Raw genomic sequence first — 17739 nt, forward strand, 5'->3', positions numbered from 1 at the left:
AGGCCTGTCATGCTTTCTCCTGTTCGAATATCTCGATCAAGGGCTGCTCCAGCTTGGTCTTGATCATGTTTACCCACCAGTTGGCATCATGCAGGTCGAAGACATGCAGGGCCAGATCGTTGGTGCCCGGGATGATCTCCACCCACACGGTGCCGGGCGTGGAGTTGATGATGCAGGCCAGCACCGCCAGACCGTGGGGGTCACGCAGATCCAGCGGAATACGGATGAACTGGGTGTTCAGCCCCCTGGAGCGGAACAGGATCAGCGTGCAGACGTTGAAGCACGAGCGCAGTATCTCGATCAGCGAGGAGATGGTGAGCCTGATCACGGTCAGCGGTCGCGACACCCGTACCGGGGTCGGACGCAGCGGGGCTACCAGCAGGGGGATGGCAATGGCGATCACCGCGCCCAGCAGCAGGTGGGCCGGGTGCAGGGTCTGATTGAGCATCAGCCACAGCCCCAGCAGGGACAGGGAAATCAGCGGGGTCGGTAGCCAGCGCCTCATGAATCACCTCCGGTGGTGCTGACCACGCCAGGCACCGCCGGCGTCGACATCACCCGCTCGATATACCGCCCCGGATCGTGCAGGGCGTCGGCGGTACGGTCCAGATAGCGGCTGGTGGGGCCGGCCGCCAGGCTGATGGTGATGCACAGGGCCAGCAGCACGGTAATCGGCAGGGCCTCGCTCAGCTGCAGGCGCGGCGCCGTGGCATCCGCTGCGGCCCAGAAGGTCCGCACGCCGTAGCGCATCAGCGAGATGATCGCTGCCAGCCCGGACAGGATGATCAGCGCGAGTATGGTCCAGGCCAGCGGATCGGCGACATAGGTGTTATCGGTGAACATGCCGGTCGGATTGAGCAGGGCGTGGAACAGCGCGAACTTGGCGATGAAGCCGGACAGTGGCGGCAGACCGGCCATGATCAGGGCACTGGCGACGAAGGACAGACCGAGGAAGGCCATGGCGGCGGGAATCACCACCCCGGCGGACTCCTCGGGAGCGTCATCGATGGCGAAGGCCTCCATGGTCAGGGCCAGTACCGCGGCACTGGGTTTGCGGATGCGTTCGATCAGCTCCATCAGCAGCATGAAGGCGGCCACTGCCAGGGTGGAGCTGATCAGGTAGAACAGGGCGGCGCTGATCACCCGGGGCTCACCATAGCCCAGGGCGGCCAGCAGGGTGCCCGAGGAGATGATGGCGCTGAAGCCTGCCATGCGTCCCAGTTCCTGGCTGCCGAGCATGCCGATGGTGCCGAAGGCCAGGGTCAGCAGGCCGCCAGTCACCAGCACCGCACCGGACAGGGCATTGAGCAGCTCGGTCTGCTCGGCGAACACCAGCTGCCACAGGCGCAGCAGTACATAGATGCCCACCTTGGTCATCAGCACCAGCATCGCGGCCACCGGGGGCGCGGCGGCCGCATAGGTGGTCGGCAGCCAGAAGCCCAGCGGCCAGACTGCACTCTTGATCAGGAATACGATGGCCAGCACCGCTGCGCCGATTTCCAGCAGCAGCCGCTCGCTTTCGCCCATGGTGCTGGCGCGCACCGCCAGATCGGCCATGTTCAGGGTGCCGGCGGCAGCATAGATCAGGGCCACGCCGATCAGGAAGAAGGAGGAGGCCACCAGGTTGATCACCACATACTGCATGCTGGCCCGGATCCGCTCCGATTGCAGACCGAGCAGCAGCAGGCCGTAGGAAGCGGCCAGCATGATTTCGAAGAACACGAAAAGGTTGAACAGGTCACCGGTGATGAAGGAGCCGTTGATACCCGCCAGCAGGAACTGGAACAGGGAATGGAAGTGCACCCCGGCGCGGCTCCAGCGGCGGTAGGAAAACACCAGTGCCGCCAGTGCGATAACGGCACAGAGGGTCAGCATCAGCGCTGACAGGCGATCGACCACCAGGGCGATACCGAAGGGCGCCGCCCAGTTGGCCGCCAGGTAAACGCCGACGCCCTGGGGCCAGACCTCCCGATCGGTGAACCAGAACAGCGTGATCGCGGTGGCCAGCAGGGCCAGGGTGCCGATCAGGTTGATGGCAAACTTCAGTTGCTGCCGGCGGCCGCTGAGCAGGACCAGCGCTGCGGCAAACAGCAGCGGCAGCAGGATGGGCAGGAGTATCAGTTGATCAGCCCAGAAGCTCATTGACGGGGTTCCTTGCCATCCACGTGGTCGGTTCCGGTCAGACCCCGGGAGGTGAGCAGCAGTACCAGATACAGGGCGGTGGTGGCGAAGCCGATGACGATGGCGGTGAGCACCAGGGCCTGAGGGACCGGGTCGGCGAACAGCGCCGGGTCAACCGTCTTCTCCAGGGTCAGCGGCGGCTTGTTCACCCACAGCCGGCCCATGATGAAAATGAACAGGTTGACCGCATAGGAGATCAGCAGCAGGCCGATGATCACCTGGAAGGTACGCGGGCGCAGGATCAGCCAGACGCCCGAGGCAAAGAGTACGCCAATGGCAATGGCGATGACGGCTTCCATCAGTTTGTCTCCTGTCCGGTAGCATCAGCCGCATCGATGGCGGCCACCGGCAGGCGGTGGCTGCGCAGCGACTGGTGCGCCAGGGCGGTGAGTATCAGCATGGTGGCGCCCACCACCACGCTGAACACGCCCAGATCGAAAAAGAAGGCGCTGGGCAGGTGCAGCTCGCCGAGCATTGGCAGCTCGAAATGGGCGGTGTGGCTGGTCAGGAAGGGGTAGCCCACCACCAGCGCGCCCAGTCCGGTCAGCACGGCGAGGGCCAGGCCCAGCGCCAGCCAGCGGTGCGGTTGCAGGTGCAGCCTGGATTCGACCCAGATGGTACCTGCCAGCATGTACTGGATGATGATGCCGACCGAGAACAGCAGACCGGCGACGAAGCCGCCCCCCGGCAGATTGTGACCGCGCATGAAGAAGTACAGGGCGCACACCAGAATCATCGGCAGCAGCAGACGCAGGTAGACGCCGGGCACCATCAGGTAACCCGTTTCGGCCTGCTCCGCGGGCTGCTGCGAACCGGCGGGGTCTACGGGGTTGGTCTGCTGCGGCGGCAGGGCCATGCTTTCCGGCGCCGGACGGAAGCGCCGCAGCAGGCCGTACACGGTCAGGGCAACAATGCCCAGTACCGCGATCTCGCCCATGGTGTCGAAGCCGCGGAAATCCACCAGCAGCACGTTGACCACGTTGCTGCCGCCACCCTCGGACAGCGAGCGCTCGAGGAAGAAGCCGCCGATACCGGCGCCGGCCGGCAGCATCAGCACCAGATAGCTGATGGCTGCCATGGCCAGACCCGACGCCACGGCGAGGATGAAGTCCCGGGTGCGGCGCGAGCGGGCAATGCGGTTCTCCCGCTTGTCGCGCTCGATATCCAGCAGCCGCGGCGGCAGCCAGCGCAGGCCCAGCAGGATCAGCACCGTGGTCACGGTTTCCACCATCAGCTGGGTCAGCGCCAGGTCCGGAGCGGACAGCCAGAGGAAGGTCAGGCAGACCACCAGACCGGCGCCGCCGACCAGCGCCAGCGCCGCCAGTCGGTGATATTTGGCCTGCCAGGCGGCAGCCACGGCGCAGACGCAGCCGATCAGCCACAGGGCCGCGAAGGGCAAGTGCGGGGTGCTGGGTTGCACCGCCGCCCATACTCCGGGGGCGCTGGCTGCCACAGCTATGCCGGCGAAGAGGCAGACCGAAACGATCAGCACCAGCTGCGGCTGCAGGCGTCGGGTCCCCAGCAGACGCTCGAGACGCGAGGCAGTGCTGCGCATCTCCAGCATGATGTTCTCGTAGGCCTGCTTGCCGTTGAAGCGGTACAGCACCGGCACCCGGTCGACCTGCTGAAGGTTGAAGCGCACACGCAGCACCGTATAGAACAGCACGCCGCCGCCCAGCGCAACGAAGCTCATGACCAGCGGGATGTTGAAGCCATGCCAGAGCGCCAGGCTGTAGTAGGGGGTCATGTCACCGAGCACCGACTGTACGCTGTTGTGCAGCAGTGGACCCACGCTCAGCCCGGGGATGATGCCGACGATGAGGCAGAATACCACCAGCACCTCCACCGGAAAGCGCATCCAGCGCGGCGGTTCATGGGGGATACTGGGCAGGTCGGTGGTCGGCTTGCCGAAGAACACGTTGATGAAGCGCAGCGAGTAGGCCACGCTGAACACGCCCATGGTCACTGCCGCCATGGGCATCCACCAATTGTCGCTGCTGCCGACCATCAGGGTCTCGGCAAAGAACATTTCCTTGGAAATGAAGCCGTTGAGGAAGGGCACCCCGGCCATGGCGGCGGAAGCCACTATCGCCAAGGTGGCGGTATGCGGCATCAGCCGGTACAGGCCACTGAGCTTGCGCATGTCGCGGGTACCGCTTTCGTGGTCGATGATGCCCACGGCCATGAACAACGACGCCTTGAAGGTGGCATGGTTGAGCGTATGGAATATGGCTGCGACCATGGCCAGGGGGGTGCCTATGCCCAGCAGGGCGGTGATCAGCCCCAGATGGCTGATGGTCGAGTACGCCAGCAGCCCCTTGAGATCGTGCTGGAAGATGGCAATGAAGGAGCCCAGCAGCAGGGTGCAGACCCCGGCGCCGCCGATGATCCAGGTCCACTCCGGGGTGCCGGAGAGTATCGGCCACAGGCGCATCAGCAGGAAGATCCCGGCCTTGACCATGGTTGCCGAGTGCAGGTAGGCGGACACCGGAGTGGGTGCAGCCATGGCATGGGGCAGCCAGAAGTGGAACGGGAACTGAGCGCTCTTGGTCAGCGCGCCCAGGGCAATGAGGATCAGGGTCGGCAGGTACCAGTCATGGTCGCGCAGGGTTTCGCCGGAGTTGAGCACCACATCCAGATCATAGCTGCCGATGATGTGCCCGAGCATCAGTACCCCGGCCAGCAGACAGAGCCCGCCGCTGGCTGTGACGGTGAAGGCCATGCGGGCACCCCGGCGGGCGTCGGCGCGGTGGTGCCAGTAGCCGATCAGCATGAAGGAGGACAGGCTGGTCAGTTCCCAGAACATCACCAGCTGGATCAGGTTGCCCGACAGCACCACACCGAGCATGGCGCCCATGAACGCCAGCAGAAAGGAGAAGAAGCGCGGCACCGGATCTTCCGGTGACATGTAGTAGCGGGCGTATACCACTACCAGCAGGAAAATGCCGACGATCAGCAGACTGAACAGCCAGGCCAGACCGTCCATGCGCAATACCAGGTTCAGACCGTACTCGGGCATCCAGTCGATCTGCTGGCGGACCACCTCGCCGCTGTTGATCTGCGGGAACAGGCAACCGAGTATGACCAGCCCTGCCAGACCGATGGCCGCTGCAAGCCATGCTTCCTGATTGCGTGCATTGACCGGCAACATGGCCGCCAGCGCGCACCCGATGAAGGGGATCAGTGTCAGTATCAGTAACAGCATGGGCTCCGGAGTGCCTGAATCTGGTAGAGGGATGATTATTATCGCGCTCTGATGTCCGAAGAGCGTCAGACCGGCATGACCGGGCCGCGGGGCCAGTCATGCTTGTTGCAGAGCGGATGTTTTATTAGCAATCCGCTGAATTCGCAAGTAAAAAACTATTACCTCATGCAAACTCCGGTGCCGCCGATGCCGCAGTAGCCGCCCGGATTCTTGTGCAGATACTGCTGATGGTAGTCCTCGGCGTAATAGAACTCCCCAGCCGGAGCAATCTCCGTGGTGATCGGGCCAAGACCGGCGGCCTGCAGGGCATCGGCATACTGGGCGCGGCTGGCTTCGGCCACGGCGCGCTGATAGAGGTCGAAGGTGTAGATGCCCGAACGGTACTGGGTGCCCAGATCGTTGCCCTGGCGCATGCCGGAGGTGGGATCGTGGTTCTCCCAGAAGACCCGCAGCAACTCCTCCAGGGGCAGCCTCTCGGGGTCAAATACCACCAGCACCACCTCATTGTGTCCGGTCAGGCCCGAACAGACTTCCTCATAGGTCGGGTTGGGCGTGAGTCCCGCGCTGTAGCCGACGGCGGTGCTGTACACGCCTTCGAGCTGCCAGAACAGCCGCTCGGCGCCCCAGAAACAACCCATGCCCACCACCAGTTGCTGCAGGCCGGCGGGGAAGGGGGGCTGTATCCTTGTGCCCAGTACGGCGTGGATCTCGCTGGTGACTACGGGTTCGGCCCTGCCGGGCAGGGCTTCCTCGGCGGTGGGCAGGCGCATCTTGTGCTCGGGCACGGTGCGGAAGAACATGGCCGACTCCTGAATCCTGAATGAATGGGGTGGGATCAGCTCCCAGTCTAGCTAGTCGAGCAGCAATCGGGTCAGTGCTCCGTCAGGCAAGCCGGTGGCGATGAACCAGGGGTTCAGCCAGTCGGCGCGCTGGGGGTAGTGAAAACGCCGGCCATCCAGTCCCAGCACCTGACCACCGGCCCCTTCCACTACGGCCTGGGCGGCGGCGGTATCCCACTGGCTGGTGGGGGCAAAACGCGGGTAGAGATCGGCGCTGCCTTCGGCCAGTACACAGAACTTGAGCGAGCTGCCGACATTGGTCAACTCCAGGCTACGGGCGGCCTGCAGGCGTTCGAGCAGGGCTTCCTGGTCGGGACTGCTGTGGCGGCGGCTGGCGACCACCCGCAGGGGCTCGGCGGGGGCGCGACAGCGGATCGGCTCGGCGGGCCCATCGCCCTGCCGGCGCCAGCTGCCCAGCCCGGCGCCGCCCCAGTAGAGCACGCCGCGTGCGGGGACGCCCACCACACCGAAACGCACCTGGTCCGCTTCGATCAGGGCGATGTTGACAGTGAATTCGTCGGTGCCGGCGATGAACTCCCGGGTGCCATCCAGCGGATCGACCAGCCAGAAGCGCGTCCAGTGCCGGCGCGCCTCGTAGGGTACATCGGCCGCTTCCTCGGAGAGGATGGGAATATCCGGGGTCAGGGCCTGGAGACCCTGCATGATGTGTCTGTTGGCGGCCAGATCGGCGGCGGTGACCGGCGAATCATCAGCCTTGGTGATCACCTCGGGGTCCTGGCGCCACCAGGGCAGGGCGATTTCGCCGGCGTCCCGGGCCAGCTGGCACAGGGCTTCAACGGCAAAGGGCAGGGTCATCGACTCAGCTCTCCACGTTGTTCCAGCAGATCCCGCACCAGGTAGAGCGCAGCCAGCGCGCGGCCTTCGGAGAAGCCGGGACGGCTCATGAGACCGCTGAGGTCATACAGATCGACACTGTCGACCCGGATGGGCTCGGGCTCGTCGCCCGGCAGGCGCTTCTCGTACAGGTCCCGGGCCAGCACCACGGAAATGCTCTGGCTCATGTAGCCCGGTGACAGGGACAGCTTGCCCAGCAGCTCCAGCTGCCTGGCACCGAACCCGGCTTCCTCCATCAGTTCGCGGTTGGCCGCATCCAGCACGTCCTCACCGGGCTCGACCAGACCCTTGGGCAGGGACAGCTCATATTCCTGGGTGCCGCCACAGTACTCCTCGATCAGCAGGGCCGTGCGGGTATCCTTCAGCGCCACCACCATCACCGCGCCGTAACCGGAGCCGGAGCTGACCAGGCGTTCATAGGTACGTTCGGTGCCGTTGCTGAACCGCAGCTGCACCTGTTCCACGGTGAACAGGCGGCTTTTCGCGACTATGTGGGCGTCGAGGATGTCTGGCTTCTGCGGCATGCTATCTCCGTGGTCACTGGCTGGTCTGTTATCATAGCCGTCCACCTGCTCAAAACCCAACTGCCATGCCTGACTGGAACACCATAGATACCGTCCTGCTGGACATGGACGGTACCCTGCTGGATCTGCGTTTCGATAATCACTTCTGGGTCGAGTACCTGCCGCGGTGCTATGCCCGCAAGCACGGCCAGTCAGAGCAGTGGGCCCGGGAACGGATCTTTCCGCTGATGCAGCGCATCCAGGGTCAGCTCGACTGGTACTGCCTGGACTTCTGGACCCGCGAGCTGGATCTGCCGATCGTCGAGCTGAAGCGGGAGGTCGCGCATCTGATCCAGTTGCGACCCGATGCGGACCTCTTCCTCCAGGCGCTGCAGCGCAGTGGCCGCCAGGTAGTGCTGATCACCAATGCACACCGCGATTCCCTGTCCCTGAAGATGGAGCGGGTACAGCTGCGCACCTGGTTCCAGCGGCTGATCAGCTCCCACGATTTCGGCTATCCGAAGGAGGAGCAGCGCTTCTGGCAGGCCCTGCGGGCCGAGGTGGACTTCGACCCCGAGCGGACCCTGTTCATCGATGACAGTCTGGGCATCCTGCGCGCGGCCAGACAGTTCGGCATCGGCCAGCTGCTGGCGGTGCGTCAGCCCGACAGTCGCGGTGAGCCACGCGATACCGAGGAGTTCGCCGCGGTGGAGGACTATCTCAGTCTGGTGCGGGATATCGAGGCAGGCTGCCCGGTCGAGGTCCGGGAGGCCTGACAGCTCTCAGCCCTTGCCCCTGGTGCGGGTCTGGTTGGGTCGAGCGTTCTTCTCGATGTAGCTGATGATGAGGCCGGCCACGTCCTTGCCGGTGGTCGACTCTATGCCCTGCAGTCCCGGCGAGGAATTGACCTCCATTACCACCGGGCCGTGGTTGGAGCGCAGGATATCCACGCCCGCCACGTTCAGCCCCATCACCTTGGCCGCGCGCACGGCGGTCATGCGCTCCTCGGGGGTGATCTTGATCAGGCTGGCGCTGCCGCCACGGTGCAGGTTGGAGCGGAACTCCCCCGGCCGCGCCTGGCGTTTCATGGCGGCGATCACCTTGTCGCCGACGACCAGGCAACGGATGTCCGCCCCGCCGGCCTCGCGGATGTACTCCTGCACCATGATGTTGGCCTTCAGGCCCATGAAGGCTTCCAGTACCGACTCGGCGGCCTTCTCGGTCTCGCACATCACCACACCGATACCCTGGGTCCCCTCCAGCAGCTTGATCACCAGCGGCGCGCCACCGACCATGCTGATCAGGTCGGGAATGTCGTCGGGAGAGTGGGCGAATCCGGTCACCGGCAGACCCACGCCCTTGCGTGACAGCAGCTGCAGCGAACGCAGCTTGTCCCGGGAGCGGCTGATGGCCACCGATTCGTTGAGCGGGAACACGCCCATCATCTCGAACTGGCGCAGCACCGCCGTGCCGTAGAAGGTGATGGAGGCGCCGATGCGCGGAATCACCGCGTCGAAGGGCTCCAGCTCGGCCCCCTTGTAGTGGATGCTCGGCTTGTGGCTGGCGATGTTCATGTAGGCACGCAGGGTGTCGATGACATGAACCTCATGGCCGCGCTCTCGTCCGGCCTCGACCAGGCGCCGGGTGGAGTAGAGGTTGGGGTTGCGCGACAGTACCGCAATTTTCATGGTGTTCTATTCAACCTCTGAGGGTTCGATCGGTCTGGGGAAAGCCCTGGACGAAGCGTTGTCCGGGGTTGATCACGAGCTGGCCATCGAGCATGGCGCTGCAGCCGAGCAGCACGCGGTAGCGCATCGATTCCCGGCAGGTCAGGGTGAAGTCCACCGGCCAGCGCTGGTCACCGAGCACCAGGTCGGTGCGAATCACGTGGCGCTCCTGCAGCTGACCATTGGAACTCCTGACCCGCCTGAAACTGACCAGTCTGGCTTCGCATTCAACGTCCCTGGGGTGGCGCCGGGTGCCGGTGTGTGCCTTGAAGCGCACCCAGGTTTCGCCGTCGCGGTAGAAGGTGACGATATCGCTGGCATGCAGGGCGGAGGTTTTCGCGCCGCTGTCCACCTTGGCGCGGACCCGGTCGATGCCCAGTTCGGGCAGGCCTATCCATTCGCGCAGACCGATCACGCTCAGATGGTCAAAGGTTTTCATGCTGTCTCCGCCACAGGGCTCTGATCGCGCGCATCATGGACCATGATCGGCCTTTCAACAAGCTTGATACACTGGCTGCCGGAAGAAATGCATGGAGTCCCCCATCAATGAGTGAAGACAGCAAGCCGCGCCTCGATAAATGGCTCTGGGCGGCGCGTTTTTTCAAGACCCGTGGCCTGGCCAAGGCCGCCGTGGAAGGCGGCAAGGTGCATTACGCGGGCGAGCGCTGCAAACCCAGCAAGGAGCCCAGAGTAGGCGACCAGTTGCGAATCCGCCAGGGCTTCGATGATCGTACCGTGGTGATACGCGCCATCTCCATGACCCGCCGGGGCGCGCCCGAGGCGCAGCTGCTCTATGAGGAGACTGCGCAAAGCATCCGTCTGCGCGAACAGGCTGCCGCCGCGCGCAAGGCCGCAGGTCCGGGGCTGGTGATCAGCGAGCAGCGCCCGACCAAGAAGCAGCGCCGGCAGATCCACCGGTTCAAGGAGCAGCAGGGCGACTGAGGGCGGGGCGCTCCGTCAGTTTGCGGATACCCTTCTGTGGGTCGTGGGTTATAATCGACGTTTTTCGAAGGTTCCCGTCATGCCATCCCAGGATGTCACACAGCGTTTTATTTTCGAGCAGGCCGATGTGCGCGGCGAACTGGTATCGCTGAACGAGAGTTATCGCGAGATCCTCGCCCGTCACGACTATCCCGAACCGGTCAAGGCGCTGCTGGGGGAGATGCTTGCCGCCGCAGTCCTGCTGTCCACCGCCATCAAGTTCGACGGACTGCTGGTCATGCAGGCCCGTTCCTCCGGCCCCCTGTCCACCCTGATGGTGGAGTGTTCCAGTCGCCAGGAAGTGCGCGGTATTGCGCGCTATGCCGATGAACTGAGCGGTGACACGCTGTCCGAGCTCATGCCCGACGGCGTACTGGCGATTACCGTGGACCCCGAGCGTGGACAGCGCTATCAGGGCGTGGTGGCGCTGACCGGGACCAGCCTGGCCGATGCGCTCGCGGGCTACTTCGACAGCTCCGAACAATTGCCCAGCCGCTTCCGCCTGCTGGCCGACGGCCAGATGGCGCGCGGCTTCATGCTGCAGGCGCTGCCGGCCAACCGGGAAACCGATCCGGCCGCCCGTCAGGAGACCTGGAATCGTCTGAGCACCCTGGCCGACACCCTCACCGTCGAGGAGCTGAAGGCCCTGGACAATCGCACCATACTGCACCGCCTGTACCATGAGGAGGATGTGCGCCTGTTCGACGAGCAGTCGGTGTGCTTCCGCTGCAGCTGCTCGCCGGAGCGTTCGGGTAACGCGCTGATCAGCCTGGGACGCGAGGATGCCTTCGCGCTGCTCGCCGAACAGGGCGGCGAAATCAGGGTGGACTGCCAGTTCTGCAATGCCTGTTACCGCTTTGATCAGGCTGCCCTGCAGACGCTGTTCGACAAGGCCCGGGAGCATGCCAGAAGCCTGCATTGAGGTCACCCGGCGCTCGGCTTAGCGCGCCGCGTAATTCTTTGGCATAATGTCGCGCCTGCGCGGCCATGCCGCTTGATTTTTTGAGGAACTGTAACCCCCACGGGCGAGGCCGAAACCGTCGGTCTTATGGAGATTTCGGTCAAGCCGAAGAGGATTAAGTTTGATGACGCAAGCAACCAATACCGTATTTAACGACCTGAGCATCGCCGAGTTGATCGAGGCGGCGATCCAGCGCAATGAGGGTCAGCTGGCCGATACCGGAGCTCTGGTCGTGAAGACTGGTGAGCGTACCGGCCGTTCGCCCATGGACCGTTTCATCGTTGACGAGCCGTCCACCAGCGCCGATATCGCCTGGGGATCCATCAACCGTCCGTTCCCGGCTGACAAGTTCGACGCCCTGTGGACCCGGGTCGAGGATTATCTGGCCGAAGGTCCCAGCTACGCTTCGCGTGTACACGTGGGCGCCAGCCCCGAACACTACCTGCCTGTGGTCATGGAAACCGAAACCGCCTGGCACAACCTGTTCGGCCGTACCCTGTTCATCAATCCCGAACAGTACAATCCTGCCGGCAAGGACGAGTGGCAGATCCTCAATGCGCCGCACTTTGTCTGCGAGCCTGAGCGTGACGGCACCAACAGCGATGGTTGCGTGATCATCAACTTCGCCCAGCGCAAGGTGCTGCTGGCCGGCATGCAGTACGCCGGCGAGATGAAGAAGGCCATGTTCTCGGTGCAGAACTTCCTGCTGCCGGCCAAGGATGTGCTGCCGATGCACTGCGCCGCCAACGTCGGCGACGATGGCGATACCACGCTGTTCTTCGGTCTGTCCGGCACCGGCAAGACCACCCTGTCCGCCGATCCGGCACGCAACCTGATCGGGGACGACGAGCATGGCTGGGGTGAAGGCGTGGTGTTCAATATCGAGGGCGGTTGCTACGCCAAGTGCATCGACCTGTCACAGAAGAACGAGCCGGTGATCTGGAATGCCATCAAGTTCGGCTCCGTACTGGAAAACGTCATCATCGATCCTCAGACCCGCAAGGCTGACTACGCCGATGTGAGCCTGACCCAGAACACCCGCGCTGCCTACCCGCTGGAGCATGTCGAAAAGCGTGTTGAGGCGAACCTGGCTGGTGAGCCGAACGCCATCATCTTCCTGACCTGCGACCTGACCGGTGTACTGCCCCCGGTGTCCATCCTGAACAACGAGCAGGCGGCCTACCACTTCCTGTCCGGTTACACTGCGCTGGTCGGCTCCACCGAGATGGGGTCGGGCGGCGGCATCAAGTCGACCTTCTCCACCTGCTTCGGCGCGCCTTTCTTCCCGCGCCCGGCCGGCGTATACGCCGAACTGCTGATCAAGCGCATCAATGCCTTTGGCAGCAAGGTCTATCTGGTCAACACCGGCTGGACCGGTGGTGGTTACGGCGTGGGCACCCGCTTCAGCATCCCCACCACCCGGGCCATCATCACCGCCATCCAGTCCGGCGCCCTGGTCGGCGCCGAGACCGAGCACGTGCCGGTTATCAACCTCGACGTGCCCAAGGCTGTCGAGGGTGTTGACAGCAAGCTGCTGAACCCGCGCAACACCTGGGCTGACCCGGCTGCCTACGATGCCGCCGCCCGGGATCTGGCCGGCCTGTTCATCCAGAACTTCAAGAAGTTCGATGTGGCCGAAGCCATCGTCAAGGCCGGTCCGCAGCTGTAAGGCTGACCCCTTGAAGTGACAAACCCGCCTGCCTGGCGGGTTTGTTGTTTCTGGGGTGCTGATGGCATGGGGGCTTTCGCAGCGGGGCGCTGCTCCTACAGATGAATCGAGAGGTGCTCAGCTTTTGTAGGAGCAGCGCCCCCGCTGCGAACGGCGCGCAGCGCGCGCCCGCAGGCTGCAATAGATCGCCGGCGCGAAGAGGTCTCCGGAGGGTCGAACACGCAGCATCAAGCCCCGCCTGGACAATCATCCCGAACGGACACGATAAGCGGATTTGAGGAGGAGAGGGCGAACAGGAAGTTTTGAGTGGTGGGTCGTGCAGGATTCGAACCTGCGACCAATTGGTTAAAAGCCAACTGCTCTACCAGCTGAGCTAACGACCCGCTCAAAAATGGTCGGGGTAGGGGGATTCGAACTCCCGACATCCTGCTCCCAAAGCAGGCGCGCTACCAGACTGCGCTATACCCCGAATATTGACAGGTTGGCTCCGCGACCTGGACTCGAACCAGGGACCCAATGATTAACAGTCATTTGCTCTACCGACTGAGCTATCGCGGAATCATATCCTGAAAACACCCTTCAGAGGATTGGGCTGTGGCCATATATCCCCTGTCGAGGCGCGCCATTTTACCCGCCACAGCGGTGCTGTCAACCCTGAAAAAGGGCTGTCGATGAAAAAGTCGGGTTACGCCTACCTGCGGCCTGAAATCAGCCGATAACCGTCCAGGCCAGGAAGCGGGACAGCAGTCCCAGACCGGCCACCGAGACGGTGAGTATCAGCAGTAGCCACCAGACCCGGAAGGGTTTGCGTTCGACGCGGTGCTGGGGCAGGTTGAGGTATTCCTCGACGCGCTTCTGGTCGTCGGGGTAGAGGCGGCTGGACATGTATCACCCTGTGCTGCTTGTTGTCATTGATTTTCAGAACTCGGGTTGCGAGCTTCAGTCTATACCCGGTGTGGACGCTTTGCACACCCGGCTGCCTGCAGGTGTGGCCCTCCTGATATCATTGCTCTGCACGCTTGCCGCTTCACCGCCATCGGGGGACCCCATGCTGTCAGTCAGTCTGCTCACCACCACCCAGATCATCCTCAGCCTGCTGCTGTATGGGGGCGTGCTGCTCTGGGCTCTGGCGCGCGTTTCCTGGGTCGAGCTGGTGGCCGACAGCCGGCGTCAGCACCTGCTGTTTGGCAGTGTGTTTGTGTTGTTCGTGCTGTGGCTGCTGCGCAAGGAGTTCGACAACGGCCTGACCTTCCACTTCCTCGGGCTGACCGCCATCACCCTGATGCTCGACTGGCCGCTGGCGGTGCTGGCCGCCAGTCTGGCCCAGCTGGCGCTGGTCGCCCTGGGGTTGGATGACGCCGGCGCACTGGGCGCCAATGGCCTGCTGCGGATACTCGTGCCGGTACTGATCACCGTGACCATGAGCCGGCTGCTGGAGCGCTTCAGACCCACCAACCTGTTTCTCTACATCTTCATTGCCGGCTTCTTTGCCGCCGCGCTGGCGGCTGTGGCCACCATGCTTGCCGGCATGGGGCTGCTTGCCTGGTCGGGACAACTGCGGGCACCGGACTCGCTGGTGGAGCTGGCCGGGTACATGATCCTGGTGGCGTTCCCGGAGGGATTCATCAACGGCATGGGCATAGCGGCGCTGGTGGTGTTCCAGCCGCACTGGGTGGAGACCTTCGACAGCGACCGCTATCTGCAGGAGCCGTTCGACGACGGGGATCACTGATACTGAGCCAGATCAATGCATGCACCTGCCAGGCATGGTGCAATCAGCCTTTTTCCAGATCATGCGGAGGTGCGAGATGTCGGTATACGGATTGGCAGCACAGGTGATGCAGCAGGCGCTGGAGCAGGGGCAGCAGGCCGGGTACGGGGAACAGGAGCTGGCCCGGGCGCTGATGACCGAAGTGCTGGCGGTGTACAGGCGTGGGCGTACCCCGGCGGACATCGCCCACGAGCTGAATTTCCTCGCCGAGAATCTCGACGAGGATCAGGACTATGCCTTCATGCGGCCCTGAGCGGAGCTCAGCGCAGCTGCACCTCGATGACGCCGTCGGCGCTGACCTGGACGTCGGCTTCGCCACCCTCGACCGCGGGCGTGGCCATTTCCATGTCGGCGGCCATGGCCATCATGCGGCCGCTCTGCATGTAGGGGCGGGGCGTCATGAACTGGGTGTTGAGGTTGAGGTGGACAATCCGGTAGTCGCTGCCGCCCAGACTCTCGGTAGCGATGTCCGCCCGCTGACGGAACGCCGCTATGGCGCGCTTGATCAGCTCGTCCTCGGTGGCACTGCGGCTGTCGGCTGACAGGCTGAACTGCATGCTGCCCAGGGCCAGATCACCCAGCAGCTCGCCCATGGTGCCGGACAGGGAGGCGAAATCGGTTCCTTCAAGGCGAATCTCGCCGCGTTCGCGCCAGGCGATGATGTTCTCGCGCTTCTCGTCGTACACCGGCTGGGTAGAACGGTTGCCGCTGGAGACCTTGATGCCGGTGTTCTTGCGGGCAACTTCCAGGCCCTTGTTCAGGCGGGTGGTGATACGATTGGCCAGTTTCGCCGGGTCGGTATCCTGGTCCTCGGTGAACAGGGTGACGGTCAGGGTGTCGTTGTTCACCGACTGCCTGACTTCGGCGCGCAGGGAAATCTGGTTGTAGTTGAGCGAATCGGCCAGTGCCGGCGTGGCCGTGGCGAGGCACGCCATGACCGGAAGCAGGAAAAGCGGGCGCATGAAGGTCTCCTTGTGACATGCTGGGGCCCGGGCCCCATGACTGATCTATGACCCATGGCTGCCAACAGGGTTCCAGCGGGTCGGGACACCAATCTATATCACGTATGCCGTATCACGGAAACGGCCGAGGGCTGACTTATCTGGAGCAAGGTTGTGGCTGAGCGACTGTCAATGAACCTGAATACGCTGGCCCTGTCGCCGGCGCGGCAGAATCTGTGGCGGGTCATCATCATCCGTCTGCTGGTGCTGATGGCCCAGGCCATCTCCATCCTGGGCGCCTGGTACAGCGGGCTGTTCGCCCTGGAGTGGCTGCCACTGTTGCTGACGCTGGGACTGTCCGGCGCGGTCAGCCTGCTGTCATTGCTGCGCCTGACCCGCAGCTGGCCGGTGACCAATCTGGAATACAGCATGCAGCTGCTGTTCGACATCCTCATTCACAGCGTCCTGCTGTACTACGCCGGGGGGCCGACCAACCCCTTTGCCTCCTATTTCCTGGTGCCCCTGACCATAGCGGCGGCGACCCTGTCCTGGCTGTATACCGCCGCCCTGGCCAGCATCGCCATGCTCGCCTACAGCCTGCTGCTGTTCTGGTACCATCCCCTGCCACTGTTCGAGATGCGCACCGGCGAAAACCAGATCAATATCCGGGTGATAGGCATGTGGCTGAACTTCGCCATGAGTGCCGGGCTGATTACCCTGTTTGTGGTGCACATGGCCGAGGCCCTGCGCAAGCACGCCGAGCGGCTGGCCGAGCGTCGCGAACAGAGCATGCGCGATTCGCAGCTGCTGGGCATCGCCAGTGTCGCAGCGGGGGCGGCCCATGAACTGTCCACACCGCTGTCGACCATGAGCGTGTTGCTCAAGGATCTGCATGCGGACAACAAGGATCCGCAGATTCAGGAAGACCTGGAGCTGCTGCAGGAGCAGGTGCGCCAGTGCAAGGCCAGCCTGCAGCAGATGGTGCGCAGTGCCGAGTTCAATCGCAGCCAGCCGCACAGCATGCAGGCCGCCGACAGCTGGCTGCGCGGGCTGCTGGAGCGCTGGCAGCTGATGCGTCCGGAGGTCAGCTGCCGGCTGAGACCGCTGCCCGATGGCAAGGTGCCGCTGATCAAGGACAGCCCCGAACTGGGGCAGTCGATCCTGAATCTGCTGAACAACGCCGCCGATGCCTGCCCGGACAACATCCAGATCGGCCTCGAATGGAACCAACAACGACTGCGTCTGTGCATCCGGGACTACGGTCCGGGTGTGCCGCTGCACATCGCCGAGCAGTTGGGAACCGCCTTCGTCACCACCAAGGGCAAGAAGGGCTTCGGCCTCGGACTGTTTCTCAGCCAGGCCGCGGTGGAGCGCATTGGCGGCAGTGTGAAACTGTTCAATCAGGATGGCGGGGGTACCCTCACAGAGGTAATCTTGCCAGTGGAACATGACTGATCTGCCCTGCGGGATGCGGCGCAGATCGAATGTTAGCGAGGAGCGTGCATGACTGAGAATACCCAACCGCAGGACCAGCCCCTGCTGCTGCTGGTCGACGACGACCCGACCTTTACCCGGGTAATGGCCCGGGCCCTGACCCGCCGCGGTCTGGAAGTGGAAACGGCAGGCGATGCCGAGGAAGCCATGCAGCTGGCGCGCCAGCGCAAGCCGGACTATGCGGTGCTGGACCTGAAGATGGAGGGCGACTCCGGCCTGGTGCTGCTGCCCCGGCTGCTGGAGCTGTACCCCGACCTGCGGGTGGTGATACTCACCGGCTACTCGAGCATCACCACGGCGGTGGAGGCCATCAAGCGGGGCGCCTGCAACTATCTGTGCAAACCCGCCGATGCGGACGACGTGCTCACGGCGCTGCTGTCGGACCAAGCCGATCCGGAAAGTCTGGTGCCCGAGCACCCCATGTCGGTGGACCGCCTGCAGTGGGAGCATATCCAGCGGGTGCTGGCCGAGCACGACGGCAACATCTCCGCTACGGCCCGGGCACTGGGCATGCACCGCCGGACCCTTCAGCGCAAACTGCAGAAGCGCCCCGTGCGTCGCTGATCAGACACTTTCCTGCGATAAAAGAAAAAACCCCGGCCTGAGCCGGGG

The 17739-nt window shown here is 63.8% G+C and carries 19 protein-coding genes and 3 tRNA genes; 8 read left to right on the forward strand and 14 right to left on the reverse strand.

Features of this window, described 5'->3' with window-relative positions; genetic code table 11:
* Positions 1 to 7: 7 nt before the first annotated feature.
* The 7 genes from VF673_RS13450 to nudE form a co-directional block, all read right to left on the reverse strand.
* Positions 8 to 505 (reverse strand): Na+/H+ antiporter subunit E, encoded by a 498-nt coding sequence (locus VF673_RS13450; protein ID WP_090539048.1) that lies wholly within the window; start codon positions 503 to 505, stop codon positions 8 to 10.
* Positions 502 to 2142, reverse strand: coding sequence for a monovalent cation/H+ antiporter subunit D (locus VF673_RS13455; protein WP_440292328.1), 1641 nt, complete (start codon positions 2140 to 2142; stop codon positions 502 to 504). Before VF673_RS13455 ends, VF673_RS13450 begins: the two co-directional genes overlap by 4 nt.
* Positions 2139 to 2480: a Na+/H+ antiporter subunit C gene (locus tag VF673_RS13460; protein ID WP_440292329.1), complete on the reverse strand. Its 342-nt coding sequence runs from the start codon at positions 2478 to 2480 to the stop codon at positions 2139 to 2141. The genes VF673_RS13455 and VF673_RS13460 overlap by 4 nt, the downstream gene beginning before the upstream one ends.
* Positions 2480 to 5386 carry a monovalent cation/H+ antiporter subunit A gene (locus tag VF673_RS13465; protein ID WP_440292330.1) on the reverse strand — a complete coding sequence of 969 codons (2907 nt, stop codon included), beginning with the start codon at positions 5384 to 5386 and terminating at the stop codon, positions 2480 to 2482. Before VF673_RS13465 ends, VF673_RS13460 begins: the two co-directional genes overlap by 1 nt.
* Positions 5387 to 5544: 158 nt before the next feature.
* Positions 5545 to 6186, reverse strand: coding sequence for a peptide-methionine (S)-S-oxide reductase MsrA (gene msrA, locus VF673_RS13470; RefSeq protein WP_440292331.1), 642 nt, complete (start codon positions 6184 to 6186; stop codon positions 5545 to 5547).
* Between the two features lie 51 nt (positions 6187 to 6237).
* Entirely contained in the window at positions 6238 to 7041 is an 804-nt protein-coding gene (gene cysQ, locus VF673_RS13475; RefSeq protein WP_090539037.1) for a 3'(2'),5'-bisphosphate nucleotidase CysQ, read from the reverse strand.
* Positions 7038 to 7604, reverse strand: coding sequence for an ADP compounds hydrolase NudE (nudE, locus tag VF673_RS13480; protein WP_440292332.1), 567 nt, complete (start codon positions 7602 to 7604; stop codon positions 7038 to 7040). The genes cysQ and nudE overlap by 4 nt, the downstream gene beginning before the upstream one ends.
* A 65-nt stretch (positions 7605 to 7669) precedes the next feature.
* Here nudE and yrfG point away from each other — a divergent pair, with 65 nt between their 5' ends.
* A complete protein-coding gene (gene yrfG, locus VF673_RS13485; RefSeq protein ID WP_440292333.1) occupies positions 7670 to 8359 on the forward strand; it encodes a GMP/IMP nucleotidase in 690 nt (229 codons plus the stop codon).
* 6 nt (positions 8360 to 8365) lie between these two features.
* On the opposite strand, the gene rimK is transcribed toward yrfG, so the two are convergent.
* Both rimK and rimB read right to left on the reverse strand, forming a co-directional pair.
* Positions 8366 to 9271 (reverse strand): 30S ribosomal protein S6--L-glutamate ligase, encoded by a 906-nt coding sequence (rimK, locus tag VF673_RS13490; protein WP_440292334.1) that lies wholly within the window; start codon positions 9269 to 9271, stop codon positions 8366 to 8368.
* Between the two features lie 10 nt (positions 9272 to 9281).
* On the reverse strand, positions 9282 to 9749 hold the full coding sequence (gene rimB, locus VF673_RS13495) for a retropepsin-like aspartic endopeptidase RimB (RefSeq protein ID WP_090539031.1): 468 nt from the start codon (positions 9747 to 9749) through the stop codon (positions 9282 to 9284).
* Between the two features lie 107 nt (positions 9750 to 9856).
* Between rimB and VF673_RS13500 the strand changes: the two genes are divergently transcribed.
* The 3 genes from VF673_RS13500 (at position 9857) to VF673_RS13510 (ending at position 12921) form a co-directional block, all read left to right on the forward strand.
* Positions 9857 to 10252 (forward strand): RNA-binding S4 domain-containing protein, encoded by a 396-nt coding sequence (locus VF673_RS13500; protein ID WP_090539030.1) that lies wholly within the window; start codon positions 9857 to 9859, stop codon positions 10250 to 10252.
* Positions 10253 to 10331: 79 nt separating this feature from the next.
* Positions 10332 to 11213, forward strand: coding sequence for an Hsp33 family molecular chaperone HslO (gene hslO / locus VF673_RS13505; protein ID WP_440292335.1), 882 nt, complete (start codon positions 10332 to 10334; stop codon positions 11211 to 11213).
* Positions 11214 to 11376: 163 nt separating this feature from the next.
* Positions 11377 to 12921 (forward strand): phosphoenolpyruvate carboxykinase, encoded by a 1545-nt coding sequence (locus VF673_RS13510; RefSeq protein ID WP_440292336.1) that lies wholly within the window; start codon positions 11377 to 11379, stop codon positions 12919 to 12921.
* Between the two features lie 307 nt (positions 12922 to 13228).
* Here VF673_RS13510 and VF673_RS13515 read toward each other — a convergent pair.
* The 4 genes from VF673_RS13515 to VF673_RS13530 all read right to left on the reverse strand — a co-directional run bounded on the left by VF673_RS13515 (position 13229) and on the right by VF673_RS13530 (position 13806).
* Positions 13229 to 13304: transfer RNA gene (locus tag VF673_RS13515), tRNA-Lys, on the reverse strand.
* Between the two features lie 9 nt (positions 13305 to 13313).
* Positions 13314 to 13390 (reverse strand) — tRNA-Pro (locus VF673_RS13520).
* Positions 13391 to 13403: 13 nt separating this feature from the next.
* A tRNA-Asn gene (locus tag VF673_RS13525) sits at positions 13404 to 13479 on the reverse strand.
* Positions 13480 to 13629: 150 nt separating this feature from the next.
* Positions 13630 to 13806, reverse strand: a complete 177-nt coding sequence (locus VF673_RS13530) for a DUF3094 family protein (protein ID WP_440292337.1) — start codon at positions 13804 to 13806, stop codon at positions 13630 to 13632.
* A 163-nt stretch (positions 13807 to 13969) separates the two neighbouring features.
* Here VF673_RS13530 and VF673_RS13535 point away from each other — a divergent pair, with 163 nt between their 5' ends.
* Both VF673_RS13535 and VF673_RS13540 read left to right on the forward strand, forming a co-directional pair.
* Positions 13970 to 14653 carry an energy-coupling factor ABC transporter permease gene (locus VF673_RS13535; RefSeq protein ID WP_440292338.1) on the forward strand — a complete coding sequence of 228 codons (684 nt, stop codon included), beginning with the start codon at positions 13970 to 13972 and terminating at the stop codon, positions 14651 to 14653.
* Between the two features lie 76 nt (positions 14654 to 14729).
* Complete coding sequence (locus VF673_RS13540; protein ID WP_440292339.1) at positions 14730 to 14945, forward strand: hypothetical protein; 216 nt, start codon at positions 14730 to 14732, stop codon at positions 14943 to 14945.
* Positions 14946 to 14952: 7 nt separating this feature from the next.
* On the opposite strand, the gene VF673_RS13545 is transcribed toward VF673_RS13540, so the two are convergent.
* Positions 14953 to 15654: an SIMPL domain-containing protein gene (locus VF673_RS13545; protein WP_440292340.1), complete on the reverse strand. Its 702-nt coding sequence runs from the start codon at positions 15652 to 15654 to the stop codon at positions 14953 to 14955.
* A gap of 171 nt (positions 15655 to 15825) precedes the next feature.
* On the opposite strand from VF673_RS13545, the gene VF673_RS13550 reads away from it, so the two are divergent.
* Positions 15826 to 17088, forward strand: coding sequence for an ATP-binding protein (locus VF673_RS13550; protein WP_440292355.1), 1263 nt, complete (start codon positions 15826 to 15828; stop codon positions 17086 to 17088).
* Positions 17089 to 17136: 48 nt separating this feature from the next.
* Positions 17137 to 17691: a response regulator transcription factor gene (locus tag VF673_RS13555; RefSeq protein ID WP_440292341.1), complete on the forward strand. Its 555-nt coding sequence runs from the start codon at positions 17137 to 17139 to the stop codon at positions 17689 to 17691.
* Positions 17692 to 17739: the final 48 nt, after the last annotated feature.

The organism is Halopseudomonas sp. Lyrl_26, from assembly GCF_051948695.1.
GTDB lineage: Bacteria > Pseudomonadota > Gammaproteobacteria > Pseudomonadales > Pseudomonadaceae > Halopseudomonas > Halopseudomonas formosensis.